Origin of the sequence: Wolbachia endosymbiont of Nasonia oneida, assembly GCF_009012935.1 — a bacterium.
GTDB classification, from domain to species: Bacteria; Pseudomonadota; Alphaproteobacteria; order Rickettsiales; family Anaplasmataceae; genus Wolbachia; species Wolbachia pipientis.
Genome location: NZ_QESS01000003.1, coordinates 1 through 15325, shown reverse-complemented (window position 1 = coordinate 15325; position 15325 = coordinate 1). Strand labels below are relative to the sequence as shown.

Annotated in this window: 15 protein-coding genes and 3 pseudogenes; 13 read left to right on the top strand and 5 right to left on the bottom strand. The window is 35.2% G+C overall.

The features are described 5' to 3' along the window. Positions 1–44 precede the first annotated feature (44 nt). The 4 genes and pseudogenes from DEF52_RS06980 to DEF52_RS06055 all read left to right on the top strand — a co-directional run. Positions 45–623, top strand: a pseudogene (locus DEF52_RS06980) (IS3 family transposase); the annotation flags it as partial. Positions 624–796: 173 nt separating this feature from the next. Beyond that, positions 797–2128: a DNA recombination protein RmuC gene (locus DEF52_RS01995; protein WP_151807714.1), complete on the top strand. Its 1332-nt coding sequence runs from the start codon at positions 797–799 to the stop codon at positions 2126–2128. An 84-nt stretch (positions 2129–2212) separates the two neighbouring features. Then, positions 2213–2407 (top strand): annotated as a pseudogene (locus DEF52_RS01990) (IS256 family transposase); the annotation flags it as partial. Positions 2408–2996: 589 nt separating this feature from the next. Further along, on the top strand, positions 2997–3140 hold the full coding sequence (locus DEF52_RS06055; protein WP_153296793.1) for a hypothetical protein: 144 nt from the start codon (positions 2997–2999) through the stop codon (positions 3138–3140). A 27-nt stretch (positions 3141–3167) separates the two neighbouring features. On the opposite strand, the gene DEF52_RS01980 is transcribed toward DEF52_RS06055, so the two are convergent. Next, positions 3168–4340, bottom strand: a complete 1173-nt coding sequence (locus DEF52_RS01980) for an NADH-quinone oxidoreductase subunit D (RefSeq protein ID WP_151807713.1) — start codon at positions 4338–4340, stop codon at positions 3168–3170. 275 nt (positions 4341–4615) lie between these two features. Here DEF52_RS01980 and DEF52_RS01975 point away from each other — a divergent pair, with 275 nt between their 5' ends. The 5 genes from DEF52_RS01975 to folD all read left to right on the top strand — a co-directional run bounded on the left by DEF52_RS01975 (position 4616) and on the right by folD (position 8876). Further along, complete coding sequence (locus tag DEF52_RS01975; protein ID WP_151807712.1) at positions 4616–5794, top strand: aspartate aminotransferase family protein; 1179 nt, start codon at positions 4616–4618, stop codon at positions 5792–5794. A gap of 88 nt (positions 5795–5882) precedes the next feature. Continuing rightward, entirely contained in the window at positions 5883–7166 is a 1284-nt protein-coding gene (locus DEF52_RS01970) for an HlyC/CorC family transporter (protein WP_151807711.1), read from the top strand. A gap of 13 nt (positions 7167–7179) precedes the next feature. After that, positions 7180–7446, top strand: a complete 267-nt coding sequence (locus DEF52_RS01965; protein ID WP_010082293.1) for a DUF2312 domain-containing protein — start codon at positions 7180–7182, stop codon at positions 7444–7446. Continuing rightward, on the top strand, positions 7439–8014 hold the full coding sequence (locus tag DEF52_RS01960; RefSeq protein ID WP_006280027.1) for a UbiX family flavin prenyltransferase: 576 nt from the start codon (positions 7439–7441) through the stop codon (positions 8012–8014). Before DEF52_RS01965 ends, DEF52_RS01960 begins: the two co-directional genes overlap by 8 nt. After that, the gene (gene folD / locus DEF52_RS01955; protein WP_151807710.1) at positions 7998–8876 is read left to right on the top strand and encodes a bifunctional methylenetetrahydrofolate dehydrogenase/methenyltetrahydrofolate cyclohydrolase FolD; all 879 of its coding nucleotides are present in this window, start codon (positions 7998–8000) and stop codon (positions 8874–8876) included. Before DEF52_RS01960 ends, folD begins: the two co-directional genes overlap by 17 nt. A 480-nt stretch (positions 8877–9356) precedes the next feature. Here the strand turns inward: folD and DEF52_RS06975 are convergent. After that, positions 9357–10421 (bottom strand): annotated as a pseudogene (locus tag DEF52_RS06975) (IS3 family transposase). A gap of 136 nt (positions 10422–10557) precedes the next feature. Here DEF52_RS06975 and DEF52_RS01935 point away from each other — a divergent pair. Beyond that, positions 10558–11265 carry a pyridoxine 5'-phosphate synthase gene (locus DEF52_RS01935; RefSeq protein WP_006279877.1) on the top strand — a complete coding sequence of 236 codons (708 nt, stop codon included), beginning with the start codon at positions 10558–10560 and terminating at the stop codon, positions 11263–11265. Here the strand turns inward: DEF52_RS01935 and DEF52_RS01930 are convergent. The 3 genes from DEF52_RS01930 to rplM all read right to left on the bottom strand — a co-directional run bounded on the left by DEF52_RS01930 (position 11258) and on the right by rplM (position 12640). Next, the gene (locus DEF52_RS01930; protein ID WP_006279876.1) at positions 11258–11569 is read right to left on the bottom strand and encodes an HU family DNA-binding protein; all 312 of its coding nucleotides are present in this window, start codon (positions 11567–11569) and stop codon (positions 11258–11260) included. The genes DEF52_RS01935 and DEF52_RS01930 overlap by 8 nt on opposite strands. A 146-nt stretch (positions 11570–11715) precedes the next feature. Further along, positions 11716–12171 carry a 30S ribosomal protein S9 gene (gene rpsI / locus DEF52_RS01925; RefSeq protein ID WP_007548415.1) on the bottom strand — a complete coding sequence of 152 codons (456 nt, stop codon included), beginning with the start codon at positions 12169–12171 and terminating at the stop codon, positions 11716–11718. A 10-nt stretch (positions 12172–12181) separates the two neighbouring features. Beyond that, complete coding sequence (gene rplM, locus DEF52_RS01920; protein WP_010082596.1) at positions 12182–12640, bottom strand: 50S ribosomal protein L13; 459 nt, start codon at positions 12638–12640, stop codon at positions 12182–12184. 129 nt (positions 12641–12769) lie between these two features. On the opposite strand from rplM, the gene DEF52_RS01915 reads away from it, so the two are divergent. The 3 genes from DEF52_RS01915 to DEF52_RS01905 all read left to right on the top strand — a co-directional run bounded on the left by DEF52_RS01915 (position 12770) and on the right by DEF52_RS01905 (position 15243). Further along, positions 12770–13993, top strand: a complete 1224-nt coding sequence (locus DEF52_RS01915; RefSeq protein WP_006279873.1) for a TolC family protein — start codon at positions 12770–12772, stop codon at positions 13991–13993. 19 nt (positions 13994–14012) lie between these two features. Beyond that, complete coding sequence (locus tag DEF52_RS01910) at positions 14013–14588, top strand: PopZ family protein (protein WP_010082598.1); 576 nt, start codon at positions 14013–14015, stop codon at positions 14586–14588. A gap of 76 nt (positions 14589–14664) precedes the next feature. Further along, the gene (locus DEF52_RS01905) at positions 14665–15243 is read left to right on the top strand and encodes an RlmE family RNA methyltransferase (protein ID WP_015588787.1); all 579 of its coding nucleotides are present in this window, start codon (positions 14665–14667) and stop codon (positions 15241–15243) included. Positions 15244–15325 lie beyond the last annotated feature (82 nt).

Below are 15325 nucleotides of genomic sequence, written 5' to 3'. Positions count from 1 at the left end.
ATTATTTATACTAAATCCACACCATCACACTCTGGGACCATACATCTAAATGCAGATATGGAGCCCCTAAAATTCACGCTGAATTAAAAGCTTTAGGCAAAAATTAAAACAGTACAAAGTGTTATGCAAGAAAATGGCATTAAAGCCAAGCTTAGACGAAGGTTCAAAAATAAAAAACAGCAAATAAGCAACCGAGTTGTGGCTCCGAACACATTGGATCAAAATTTTACTACTGATCAGCCAAATAAAGTTTGGGATTACTTATATAAAAACCAAAGAAGGATGGCTATATTTGGCAACAATAATTGACCTATATTCACGCATGGTGGTTAATGAGTAACATGATAATTAGTTATAGATTCTTTATTGATGGCCGTTGATAAACGCAAACCCGATAAAAATCTGCTGTTACATAGCGATCAAGGGTCACAGTATACCTCTCAAAATTACCAATTTCTATTGAATACAAAAAACATCATTTCCAGCATGAGCCATAAGGGCTGTTGTTACGATAACTCTGTTGCAGAAAAGTTCACTTAAAAGGGAGCTGCTTATTGATACTTCTCGCTCAACAAACCAGAACTGCCATATTTGAATACATAGAAATCTTTTATAACAAATAACGTAGACATTCTACTATTAACTATTGCATTCCTGCACAATTTATTCTCATGATAAAAACGTCTTAACTTTCTCTCTACTTTTTCTGGGTAAGGTCACCTCTTTAGGTGCTCCTTTTTTCTTTCTTATACACACAAAAATCATATAGAATTGTAAATACAGCTTTTTTATTCTGATGCTTTTCAATTCTATAGCTCTGGTTGTCTCTCTATTACTATTTTTCTACATTATCGTAAAAAAACTGAGCGAAAAGAAAGCAAACCTTGAGGGTAATTTATGTAAATTAGAGCAAGAACTTCAAGAAACAAAGCAAACTTTGCTTACGAAGAATGAAGAAATAGTTGATTTAAGGGTCAAAAAAGCAGAACTTGAAGTAACTCTGCAAAAAGAACGTGAGGAAAAGAAAAAGGAAATAGAATTACTAACAAAAGCAGAGGAGAGATTAACAAACACTTTTAAAGCGCTCTCTCTTGATGCTTTGCAAACAAATAACAATAATTTTCTGAACTTAGCAAAGGAAGTAATCGATAGTAAATTAAAAGAAACGGAAAGCGATTTCAAAAAAAGACAAGCAACGATCAACGAAGTTGTAACTCCAATAAAAGAAAAATTAGAAAAATTCGATAATGAAATACGTGAGCTAGAAAAGGAGAGGGTAGGGGCCTATGAAGGTTTAAAGGAGCAAATTGGAGCGCTGATGAACCAAACTTCCAACCTTGCTAATGCCCTGAGGAAACCTCACATTAGGGGCAAATGGGGTGAAATGCAACTCAAAAGAGTGGTAGAAATGGCAGGAATGATTGAGTATTGCGATTTTTTTACTCAGCCGTCAGTGATTGATAAAAACGAGGATAATTTATTGCGTCCTGATTTAATAATCAAAATGCCATCTGGAAAGCAAATAATAATAGATGCTAAAGTGCCGCTTGATTCTTACATGGATGCTATATCACAAAATGATTTGCAAATACAAAAGGAGAAATTAAAGAACCATTCCCTGGCAATAAAAAAACACATAAATGATTTGGGTAAAAAAGAGTATTGGAATCAATTTGAAAATACGCCAGAACTTGTGGTGCTTTTCTTAACAGGGGAGGGGGTTTTTAGCGCAGCACTGGAATATGAGCCTGCTTTGATAGAGATTGGAGTGGAAAAAAAAGTGATCATTGCAACACCGATCACTCTAATTGCGTTGCTGAGAGCAATAGCGTATGGATGGAAGCAAGAGATGATAGCTGAAAACGCAAAGAAAATCAGTGAACTAGGTCATATTTTATATGAGCGCATTTGCACAATGGGTGAAAACTTTGATAATTTGCGCAGGAGCTTAAAAAGTGCTGTTGATCATTATAATAAAACTGCTGGCTCTCTTGAAGCAAGGGTGTTTCCTGCTGCTCGAGAATTCAATAAGCTTGGTATACATGCAAAAAATAAAAGTTTAAGTGCTGCAAAGGAATTAGAGTCTTTACCACGCAGTTTACATACTGAGGAGCTGAAAGTAGATTAGGCATCTTAACAGGGAATGTTCAAAAAAGTGTGTCAAACCAAAAAAAAAGTAATAAATTGATATAAAAAAAATGGAGGTTTGACAATGAGTCAGAAAGTAGTAAACAGAACTACCGGTTTGGTAGATTACAAAGAACTGGAAGCAAATATACTGTCATCAATAAGGGAAGGCAGACCATTAACAGGAAGGGATGGAGCATTTACACCATTTATAAAAAAGCTGCTGGAGGCAAGTTTGGAAGGTGAAATAGAAAATCACTTATTAGCTGAAAGTGAAGAGAGGGTTTGGTTGGAAGAAGTGGAGTAGCGAATGGATATACAAAACGCTGGGTCTATATTCAGACTACAGAATAAGGTATTACAAACCGAAAGCATCACCAGCACAATATGTTATAAACTTTGGTAAAGAATCTGCTAGGAAAGCGTAGTGCGGATGCTGCGTTTGACGAGGCGGGAGCTGGAAACGTTAACATGGGAATTTGGATTGAGGCCTATTGTGAAAACAATGGATCAGCCACCAAACCCTAAAGTAGGCGCGCCAGTTCTTGACCCTACATATTTTTTTGAAGGTTAAATCCAGCTTAGGGTCGAGAAACTTAGATAAAGCCATAGCCAAAGTGTTTAAAAATATTAATAATTATACACACAATTATTCAACCATATTTTTGAAGATAGCTATGCCGCCGCGGTATCTCTTAGCCGCTAACAAGTAGCGGGATGACGATTGTTGGTAAATCTAAGTCAGTTTAGCTATAGGCAGCAATTTTCTGTATTTATTTTAAATTGAAGGAAGCTCAAATGAAAGATCATGTTTTGCTAAAAATCACAGAATGCAGTCTAACAGTGAACGGTTACGCTTTTGATCAAAAATGTTGTATAGTACACAATCAATTTTTCTGGATCCAAGTAGTCAAGGCACTGCCTTTGTGTTTGAGGCAAAATCGGCTATAACACTTAACATACTGCCTTTGCAAACAAATGTTCGTACAGTTATGTGTCAGCTACTTGCATGACGCCATTGCCTGAACGGGTACCAATGATTACCTATCAATCTCACCAAAAACTATATCGAGTGAGCCAATAATTGCTGCAACGTCAGCAAGCATGTGTCCTTTTGCCATAAAGTCTAAGGCTTGTAAATGCGCAAAGCCAGGTGCTCTTATTCGGCACCTATAAGGTCTATTGGTACCATCTGAAACTATATGCACTCCAAACTCACCTTTTGGTGCCTCAACAACTGCGTAAGCCTCACCTTCTGGTACGTGATATCCTTCTGAATAGAGCTTAAAATGGTGAATCAGAGCTTCCATAGATTTTTTCATCTCTGCTCTTGACGGTGGAGAAATTTTTCTATCTTCAGTTTTTATTTGCCCTTCAGGCATTTTCTCTATGCACTGCTTCACCAAACTGATAGATTGCCTAATCTCTGCCATTCTAACTAGATAACGGTCATAACAGTCGCCATTTTGGCCGATCGGTATATCAAAATCTAGTTGATCATATATCTCATATGGCTGGCTTTTTCGCAAATCCCAAGCAAGCCCAGCAGCGCGCAACATTGGGCCACTAAAGCCCCAATCAAGTGCCTGTTTAATTGATATTTCACTAATTCCTACAGTGCGTTGCTTCCATATCCTATTTTCTGTTAAAAGTTCATCAACATCGTCTATATATTTTGGAAATTGCTCTATAAACTTTGCAATATCCTCAATCAAACCTTCTGGAACATCTGCTGCAATTCCACCTGGCCTGATGTAAGCTGCGTGAAACCTTGCACCTGAAGCTCTTTCGTAAAATTCCAGTATTTTTTCTCTTTCTTCAAAGAGCCATAAAAGAGGGGTCATTGCTCCAACATCAAGTGCTTGAGAAGAAACGTTCAGTAAATGATTTAGTATTCTCGTCAGTTCACAAAACAAGACACGTAAATACTTTGCCCTAATTGGCACTTCACATTGCAACAATTTCTCCACACAAAGTGAATATGCATGCTCTTGTGACATTGGTGATACGTAATCAAGGCGATCAAAATAAGGCAAAGCTTGAAGATACGTTTTATGTTCTATTAATTTTTCAGTACCGCGGTGCAAAAGCCCAATATGGGGATCTGCCCTCTCGATCACTTCACCATCCATCTCTAAAACAAGACGCAACACTCCATGTGCAGCTGGGTGCTGAGGTCCAAAATTTAACATCATTGTCTTTAGATCGGGCATGTCCAGTAGTTTAAGATATTAAAATTGTATAGGCTAAAGTGCGCTCAAAGTCAATAAACTTCTTGCATAGGCTACAACTATCATTCAATAGAAACAAAAACTTTTACAATGGCTAATAAGTGTTGGTAAAACCAAGTCACTTTAGCTATAGAATGACAAAAAAGGTTTGCATTAGCCAAATTTTTAGTTGAAGTAGCATAAGAGGTTAAAGGAAAAGCTTTGTGTTAATGGATTCATTTCAGGTATAGTATAGATAATACCACAATACTTATAAAATGGATCATGTTGTTAATGCGTATAATAGACTTGACACTCCTATAGTTAGGGGAGAAGGGGCATATCTTTTTGATAAAGATGGCAAAAAATATTTAGATTTTGCTGCAGGTATTTCCACAACTTCTTTAGGGCATTGTCATCCATACATTACAGACAAACTGAAAGAGCAATTGAGCTCACTATGGCACTGCTCTAACATTTTTACTATTCCCGAGCAAGAAAGGCTTGCTGACCGTTTAACAACCCTTACTTTTGCAGATAAAGTTTTTTTCTGCTCAAGTGGGCTTGAAGCAACAGAAGCTGCAATTAAATTTATTCGTCGTTACTTTTATTCAAAAGGGCAAGCAAAACGTAATCGTATTGTTACAATTGAAGGAGGCTTTCATGGCCGCAGTATTGCTGCAATTTCTGCTGGAGGCAATGAAAAATCACGCGAAGGTTTTGCTCCGCTCCTTTCTGGTTTTGATAAAGTGCCAAGAAATGACATTAAAGCATTAGAAGAAAAAATCAACAATGAAATAGCTGCTGTATTTTTAGAGCCCATACAAAGCGAAGGTGGAGTATATCCACTAGACGTAGAATATCTTCAAAAAGTAAGGGAAATAACAAAAGCTCAAGGAATAATTTTGTGCTTTGATGAAGTGCAGTGCGGATATGGACGCATCGGTTCTTTATTTCATTATCAAAATGTCGGCATTGAACCTGATATGCTAACCTGTGCAAAAGCTATGGGTAACGGTTTTCCTTTAGCTGCATGTTTAGTGAAAGATTATATAGCAGAAGCAATCACTCCAGGAACTCATGGATCAACCTATGGTGGCAATCCACTTGCCATGACTGTTGGTAATGCAGTGCTCGATATAATGCTAAAAGAAGGCTTTTTTGATCATGTTAAAAAAATTAGTAAAGATTTAAAAGAAAAGCTGTTGCTTTTAGCTAAAGAATTTCCTGAGATGATTTTAGAAGTTCGTGGAGAAGGGTTACTAATGGGAATAGAACTAGCAACTCCTGTAGCTGATAAAATTATCAGTCGATCTCTTGATAAAGGTTTAATAATAACTAGGGTTTTAAACAACAAAGTAGTAAGGGTAACCCCACCACTTATCATTGAGGATGAGCATGTGAACGCAGCGTGTAATATGCTTTATGATTTGTTTTTTAAGATTAAAGGTATATAAAATTCGGCAATATAAATTCAGGCTTGCAAATGCCTCTCATAACATGTAAAATTAATTTTATTTTTTATCACAATAACATCGTACTTTAATGGATTGGTTATTGGTCTTAGTATCATCAGCAATTTTTGTTTTGTTAGTTTTATCGTTTTTGTTCTCAGGAGCAGAAATAGGCTTAACCTCAATTAGCCGTTCTCGAGTTAATAAGCTGAAGCTAGACGGTAACAAAAGAGCCAGGATAATAGATCGCTTATTAAATAGGAAAGAATTAACAATAGGAACGGTGTTGCTCGGCAATACAATTATTAATATTACTTGCTCTGCTTTATTTACAGCAATATTTATCAATCTTTTTGGAAATGAGGGCATTCTCCTATCAACAATTATAATGACATTTTGTATTTTATTGTTCTGCGAAGTTCTACCAAAAACTTATGCTATTCAAAATCCTGAAAAATTTGCATCATTTTCTGCTTATTTTGTATTGTTTTTTGTAAAGATTTTTTCTCCATTGACACTAGGTATTCAATTTATTGTTAACCTCATCCTAAAATTATGTGGGCTGCATAAAGATAAGGAAGTGATATCTGCAGCGGATGCAATGCGTAATATGATTACTCTTCACCGCAGTGAAGGAACTATGTTGCAACAGGATTTAGATATGCTAAGCAGCATACTTGATTTGGCTGAGACAGAGATATCACAAATTATGACCCATAGAAGAAACCTATTTTCTCTTGATATAGATCGGAATAAAGAAGAGTTAATAAGAGAGATTTTAACCAGCAGTCACAGTAGAGTACCTTTATGGCAGAAGGAACCAGATAACATTGTAGGTGTAATTCACGTGAAAGCTCTAATAAATGCTTTGCGTGAAAAGAATAATAAAGCGGAAGAAGTTGACATTACCCAAGTTATGTCAAGGCCTTGGTTCATACCAGAAAGTACACCGCTCAGCGTGCAACTTCACAACTTCCGTAAGAACAGGAAACACCTTGCATTTGTTATTGATGAGTATGGAGCACTGCAGGGAATTGTAACTCTTGAGGATATACTGGAAGAAATAGTTGGAGAAATTTCGGATGAACATGATTTGATTACGGAGAATTTTATAAAGAAAATATCTGATAATATGTATCACATAGAAGGAAAATCTACTATTAGGGACATTAACAGGCAGTTATACTGGAATCTTCCTGATGAAGAAGCTACAACTCTAGCAGGTATGATTGTGAATGAAATAGAGCGCATTCCTGACGAAGGCGAGGAGTTTTCCATGTATGGTTTTCGCTTTAAGATTTTAAAAAAAGATAAAAATATTATTACTGTTGTTGAAGTGCAAGTAAAAACTGGTAATATTAGTGGCAGCAATTAATTAGTGGAGTTTCATGGAAGATACAGTAAAAATAACGGCTGAAGAGTTGAAGGGTTACATAGAGAGAATCGAAAAACTTGAACAAGAAAAGAGGGATGTGCAAGATCACATTCGTGATGTATATGCAAAAGCCGCAGATGAAGGTTGGGATATAAAAGTGATGAAACAAATTATTAGGCTGAGGAAGATGGATGATGATGACAGAGAGGAACAAGAAATATTGCTTGATACCTATAAACGTGCATTGGGAATGAGCTACGAAGAAGAGTTAAGTGAATAGCAGAATTGTAATTGGAATAAGTGGAGCATCTGGTTCTATTTACGGTGTGCGTATTTTAGAAGCGTTGAAAGACGTCGATTATGAAACTCATTTAGTGATAAGTCGTGCTGGGAAAATAACTTTAGCTCACGAGATTAAAGAAAAACTTGAAGATATTACATCACTTGCAGATTTTTACTATTCTGAAGAAAAGATTGGAGAAAAAATAGCAAGCGGCTCATTTAAAACCTCAGGGATGATTGTAGCACCATGCTCTATGAAGACAATGTCTGAAATCGCATCAGGTGTTACTTCCAATCTATTGACAAGGGCTGCAGATGTAACGCTAAAAGAAAGAAGAAAGTTAGTTCTTATGGTGCGAGAGTCACCACTGCATCTTGGGCATTTACAAAATATGTTAAAATTAACGGAGATGGGAGCAATTATTGCTCCACCAGTGCCTGCTTTTTATATTAAACCGAAATCGTTGGATGATATTATTAATCATTCTGTTGGCAAAGTATTGGATTTATTTGATATCAAATTACCCGACTTTAAGGAGTGGCAAGGAAGTGACAATTATTATTGATGGTAAAAAAATAGCAAACGACCTATGTGAGAGGCTATCACAAAAAATTGATATTTTAAAGAGAGAGTATAACATTTTTCCTTGCCTGAAAGTAATTCTCGTGGGCAGCAATCCAGCAAGTCAGGTTTATGTTCGCAACAAACAGAAAAAAGCAGAATCAATAGGCATAAGTTCTGAGACCATTGTTTTGCCTGATAATATTTCAGAAGATGAATTAATTGAAAAAATCAATGAATTAAATGAAGATCCATCTGTGCATGGCATTTTAGTGCAATTGCCTTTACCAAATCATATTAGTGCAAGCAGAGTAATTAACACAGTAAGTGTTGAAAAAGATGTAGATGGCTTTCATGATGAAAACGTTGGCAAATTAGTTAAAGGTGAAAAAAACTGCCTTATACCTTGCACTCCTAAAGGTTCTTTGCATTTAATTAAGTCAATTGAAGAGAACCTTTCCGGTAAAAACGCAGTGGTAATTGGTAGGTCAAATATCGTGGGCAAGCCAATGTTTTACCTGCTATTGCAAGAAAACTGCACTGTCACCATCTTGCATTCACAAAGCAAGGATTTAGCTGAATATTGCTCTAAAGCGGATATAGTAGTTGCAGCAGTCGGAAAGCCAAATTTTGTTCAAGTAGACTGGATAAAGAAAGGTGCAATAGTGATCGATGTTGGCATAAATAGCGTTAACGTAGGAAAGCTTGTAGGTGATGTTGACTTTGAAGGAATAAAAGGGAAAGCCAAAGCTATGACCCCAGTACCCGGGGGCGTTGGCCCAATGACCATTGCATTTCTAATGATGAACACTGTTATTGCTGCTTGCTTGCAAAAGGGAGTTGATGCTTCTGATTTCATTAGTTGAGGTATGAAGAGGAAAGCTATATGAAGATAGAATGTACCATATCACAATTAATAAAAAATTGAGATTTTTGAAATTCCTCAGTAGTCAAATTTATTAAATATTTAGGATCATCATCTATTCTTTTTTCTCTACAAGTATAGCTAAAGTGGCTTAGGTTTACCTACAATTTGAAAAACAACAAATTCGTCATTCCGCTACTCGTTAGCGGAATCTATGCTGAGATACCGCGGCGATATGACGTAGGGAAACCTTTCTTGGGTTAGCTATAGTTAGTGGAATTGCAAAGTTTCTAGGCATAAAAAGCTTTGAACCTAATATATGAGCCAAACTTGATTTTCCAACCGTAGATACACCTGTAATAAAAATAATAGTCTTCATTTTGTGAATTTACTTGCTATATGAACTATCGGAGAAATTTTTTTATAGTTTATAGTATCTGACCTTACCCAGAAAAAGTGGAGAGAAAGTTTGGAATGTTTTTCACAAAGAGAATGATGAATCAAAATGCTCAGGAATGCAATAGTTAATAGTGACGTTGTTTGTTATAAAAAATTTCTATATATTCAAATATAGCAGTTTTGATATGCTGTTTAGAGTGCCGAGAGGTGTCTATTGGTAACTCCCTTTTTAGAGAACTGAAGAAGCTTTCCACAACAGAATTGTCGTAACAACAACCTTTATAACTCATCTATGTTTTTTATGGATAAGAGATATTGATAACCTTGATCACTATGTAATAGTAGATTTTTGGCAGGTTTACGCTTGTTAACGGCCATTAATAAAGAGTCCATAACCAATTGTTTATTTATTGAACTGCTCATTAACTACCATGCGTGAATATAGATCGATTATTGTTGCCAAATATAGCCATCCTTCTTTGGTTTTTATATAAGTAATCCCATACTTTATTTGGTTGATCGACAATAAAGTTTTGGTCTAATATATTGGGAGCTACTGTCCGTTTGTTGTTTCTTAATTTTAAATTTTCTTCTCAATATAGCCTGAATACCATTTTTCTGCATAATACTTTGCACTGTTTTTAAGTTGCAACTTTTACCCAAAGCCTTTAATTCAGCATGAATTTTAGGAGCTCCATATCTACATTTAGAAACTTGATATATTTTTTGAATAGCTGCGAGTAGCTCTTTATTTGCTGATTCTCTACTGCTTATTTTTCTTGTGGTCCACTTATAGTAGCCACTAGCAGAAAATCCTACATAATTCCTGTACTTTATAGCAGTTACTATATAAAAAAATATTTTACTCTTTTTGACTGGCCAGGGCTTTTTTTTAAATGTCTCTTTCTCTTGTTACTTTTGCTAACTCTTTCTGTAAATCAAATCTCTCTTTGTCATAAGGTGCTACATCTGGAAATGCATTTGCCGCTGACTTTTTTTCGTTATATTTCTTCATCCATTTTCCTAATACACTATCCCTTATTCCTAGATCTCTTGCTACTTTTGCAACTGGTTGACCTACCTTTCTTTGTTCATTTGCCAGCTTAACAGCTTCCAATTTGAATTCTGCCGTATATTCTCTTACCATTTCTAATCCTCCAAAATTTTATTTTACCCAAAAAAACTCTTTTCTTTCTCTCCACTTTTTCTGGGTAAGGTCAAACAATGACTATGCAAAAAACCTAATAACATGTATAATCTATAAATAATTTCTGAGGTAGATTGTGAAACTAGGTGTTAATATCGATCACGTTGCAACCCTCCGCAACGCACGCGGAACTTCTTATCCAGATCCATTGAAAGCAGCAGAAATAGCCATTGACGCTGGAGCAGACTTTATTACTGTACACTTACGAGAAGATAGAAGGCATATTAGAGATGAAGACGTATTTAACCTAAAAAAAAGCATTAGCACTGAGTTAAATCTTGAAATTGCAGCCACGGAAGAAATGCTTGAAATAGCAAAAAAGGTAAAACCCTATTCGATTAGTATAGTACCAGAAAAAAGAGAAGAATTAACAACCGAAGGTGGCCTGGATATCGTGAATATGCACAGTAAACTTTCTAGTATAATAGAGGAAATGCATAGCTCTAGCATAAAAGTCTCACTGTTTATCGATCCAAATATTGATCAACTAAAATATCTTGAAAAGCTAGGGACAAAACCTGACATAATAGAAATTCACACAGGGGATTACTGTGATAATCCATCAGAAAAAAAGTTACAGTTAATTACTAATGCTGCAGAGTACGTCAATAAATTAGGAATAGAATGCCACGCAGGACATGGCATAACTTATAAACACGCTAAGAAGATGACAAGAATACCTCACATCTCAGCTCTTAACATAGGCCACTATTTAATTAGCGAAGCTGTATTTTACGGCTTACACAGCGTAGTAAAAACAATGAAAATGACAATGTCTAACTAACTGCTGCTTTTTCCTTTTCATTTAAAATACTTAAAAGAGTTTGGCTTGCTTTAAATTTTACCCTTGTCTTTTTAGGAACAGTCATGATCTCACCACTTTGGGGGTTACGACATTGTTTTTCCTGACTGATAGCAGTAGAAAATGTTCCTATTCCATGCAAACGTATTTCACCTTTCCCATGCAGCTCATTCTTTATTATTTTAATAAACGCATCATGAATCTTGCTCAAATCAGATTTTGTTATATCTATATTCTGACTAGAACAATCTTCCTTTAATTGTTTTATTATATCTTCTTTACTCATAAATTACCTTAATATTGAAAAAATCACATAAATAGCATGTTATGTTGACACCGATAGTCAACTAAATTCATCACAAAAATAGAGGATATCATACATTTTTGCAAATATTTGTATAATACTTACAAAAAAACACCACTATAAAATAACTATCTCTTAGAAAATTGACACTTTTTCCGAGCTTTATGTTGACCATATTTCTTACGTTCAACAACACGTGAATCTCTAGTTAAGAACTCACCATTACGTAATATAGAATGCAAATCTTGGCTTACGCTACTTAAAGCTCTGCTTATTCCATGAGCTAGAGCACCTGCTTGACCAGATAGCCCTCCACCTTTTACAGTTGCAAATACATCATATTTATCTAACATAGAGGTTGCAACAAATGGCATTTTTACTGTTTGGCACACTGACTCTCTTTTAAAATAAGAAATTAGATCGCCTTTTTTGTTAACACTAAATTTTCCACTCCCCGGCTTTATCCATACTCTTGCTACAGATTCTTTTCTTCGGCCTGTAGCATATAAACGACCAAGCGAATCAACTGCTGATTTAATTGTCTTTTCTGACCAATCATTGTTATTTATTGTAGAACTCTTCATTTTTACTCCATTACTTTTTATTTTTACGATTCAAAGAGGCAAAATCTATCTTTTCAGGTTGCTGTCCTTGATGCTTATGCTCTGAACCAGAATAAACATACAAATTTTCAAAGCGTCTACGTGCCATAGGCCCATCATCAAGCATCCTTTTCACTGCCATTTCTATTACACGCTCAGGAAATTTGCCATTTAAAATATTATCTGGAGTAGTTTTCTTCAAACCACCAGAATAACCTGTATGCTTATAGTAAATTTTATCTTTAAGCTTCTTTCCGGTGAAATGCACCTTTTCTGCGTTGATAATAATTACATTATCGCCACAATCCATATGAGGTGTATACTCAGGTTTATGCTTTCCACGTAATAGTGTCGCTACAAATGCTGCAAGCCTCCCTACCACTAATCCTTCTGCATCTATGACAAACCACTTTTTATTGATTTGTTTCTCCTTTAAGAAAAAAGTCTTCATTATTTGATCCAACAATAGTAAGCTATGATATACTTAATTTCTCAATAGTGTCAACAATATTAGTTATTGATTATTAAAGTAATTTATGTTAGTAATTGAGCTGCGCAACCAATATGCATAGGAATTAGAATGTTTCGATTGATTATCACACTTGCGATCATTTTTAATACTATAAGTTGCTATGCAACCGATGTGGGAGAAGTGATAAGCAAAGCCATCAAAAATAGCTCAAAAATAAAGTCTCAATTTTACCAATATAAAAGCGCAGAAAAACACTATAAATCTTCTGGGTTAGCTGGATTTTTACCTGACATTAATTTGCAATACAATTTCGATAGTAACTTTAATCTTGATACATCTGAAAAAAAACTTACATTGCGCCAGAAATTAATCGATGGCGGTGGTACCTTTGCCACATTCAGTCGATCAAGCCATCTTCTCAAAGCAGAAAAGATGCGATTTCAGCAATTAAAACAAGAGCTTGCACTTAATGCTGTGAAAGCATATGTTAATGTTTTACAAAAGACAGAAATATTAAAGCTCAGAGAACATAAAGAACGCGTTTCTTTGGAACATTTGTCAGCTATGAAAAAACGCTTTTCCCTTGGAGAGGTAACCAATGCTGAAGTTTTGTTAGCAAAAGCAAAATTTTCGTCTTCTATATCCGAAAGAGTTGATGCTGAAGGTAAATTAAAGTTGGTAAATATTGCTTATTATCATTTGATTGGCGAAGATGCTGATGACCTTTCTGAAGCTAATGATAAACTACCTTCTGTTCCAGAGCTAAATGAATGTTTACAGTTAGCAAAAACCAATAATTTATCTCTAAAAGCAGCAGTTTATCAAAAAAGAGCAGCCGGAATGGAAGTGATTGCTGAAAGCTCCAAGTGGCTTCCTTCTTTAAATCTAAGTGCAAGCAAAAATTTTGGGGAGGATGGTATGAAGGTAGACAAACTATTAGAAAATGTTCATGTAGTTTTTACTCTTGATGTTCCAATCTTTAAGAGAGGAGTTAATGCTTTTGGTGTCAGTAAAGCTAAAATGGATGCAAAAAAATCTACCTACGATTATTATGAAACGGTAAAAAATATAGAACAAGCAGTTGTAAATGCTTGGAATAATGTGTTGACAGCAAAGGCCATTATCAAAGCAAGTCAAGAAGCGGAAAAAGCAGCAGCTCTAGCATTGGAAGGAGTTGAGCAAGAAGTAAACTTAAATTTAAAGAGTACATCTGACCTTTTGGACACTGAAGATGCATTATTTAAAGCACGTTCAGACTTAGTTGAAGCAAAAAGCAATTATGTGATTAGTGTTTACAACTTGCTTTTTATGATAAATAGTATAGACCTCTAAATTTAATGGTATTAGCACTATGCATGATGAACAAGGCAATCAATCTGTAAAAGATATCCTAGAAGATATAAAAAAAGCTATATCGGGTAAAAACGCGAGTAACGATAAAGCAGAAATAAAGGATGAAAATGATGATGTGCTATACCTTGAGGAAGAGTATCCAGAAGAAATAGAAGAAGATGGCAAAAAAGAAAATAATGAAAAAGAGGACATTGATAATGATGACCAAAGTGAGGAAATGGCTTGCAACAATAACCAATTTAATGGCCATAGCTACAATTCAGAAGAAAAAAAAGATATTTATTTGTACGATAATATCCAAATGAGTAATAACAAAGCGAGTAATAGCGGCTTACAAGCACAAAATAACGATCATCTAATTTTAAAAGAGAATATGGAAGAGATCAAAGCGTTGCTTGGAAAAATGCAAAACGAATTACAGCATAAACAACAAAAAAAAGCGAACCTTACTGTTGAAGAATTAGTTACATCTCTTTTAAAACCTCAGCTCTCAGAATGGCTGAATAAATATCTACATGCACTGGTAAAAGAAGTAGTTGAAAAAGAGCTTAAAGATATAATCAATAATAAGTAGGGTATTAGCAATAAAAACTAGAGTAAAGACGGCTAGAGGCAGAAAACTATCTTCAACAAGGTGGCTACATCGTCATTTGAATGATCAGTATGTGCAAAAAACTAGCAAGGATGGTTATAGGTCACGCTCAGCATATAAGCTGGTAGAAATGGATAACAAATTTAAATTATTCCAAGAAGGGCAAAAAATTATTGATCTTGGTGCTTCTCCTGGTGGATGGTCACAAGTTGCATCTCAGAAAGGTGCAAATGTGGTTGCTCTTGACATAAAACCAATGAACGCAATTAATGGAGTAGAGTTTATACAATGTGATATTATCAATGAGTTTGAAATTTTAAGAGAAAAATTCAAGGATCAAAAATTTGATGTAATTTTATCTGACATGGCGCCCGAATCTTGTGGTTTAAAATCGTTGGATCATATCAGAATTATGCTTTTATGTGAGGCAGCGCTCAATTTTGCAAAGCATTTCTTGAGCCATGGTGGCACGTTTGTAGTAAAAATTTTCCAAGGAGAATCTGATAAAGATTTTTGTAACGAGCTAAAAAAAATGTTTAAAACAGTAAAATACTTTAAACCAAAGTCAAGTAGATCTGAATCTACAGAAATGTATTTGGTAAGTTTAGGCTTTATTGGCAGCAGACTTTCTATATAATATTAATCTAGGTAGTCCGCAGAAACAAAAAACTTACTTGACAAACTCCGCCAGCCCCCTTATCATGAAACTGAAGCTATTG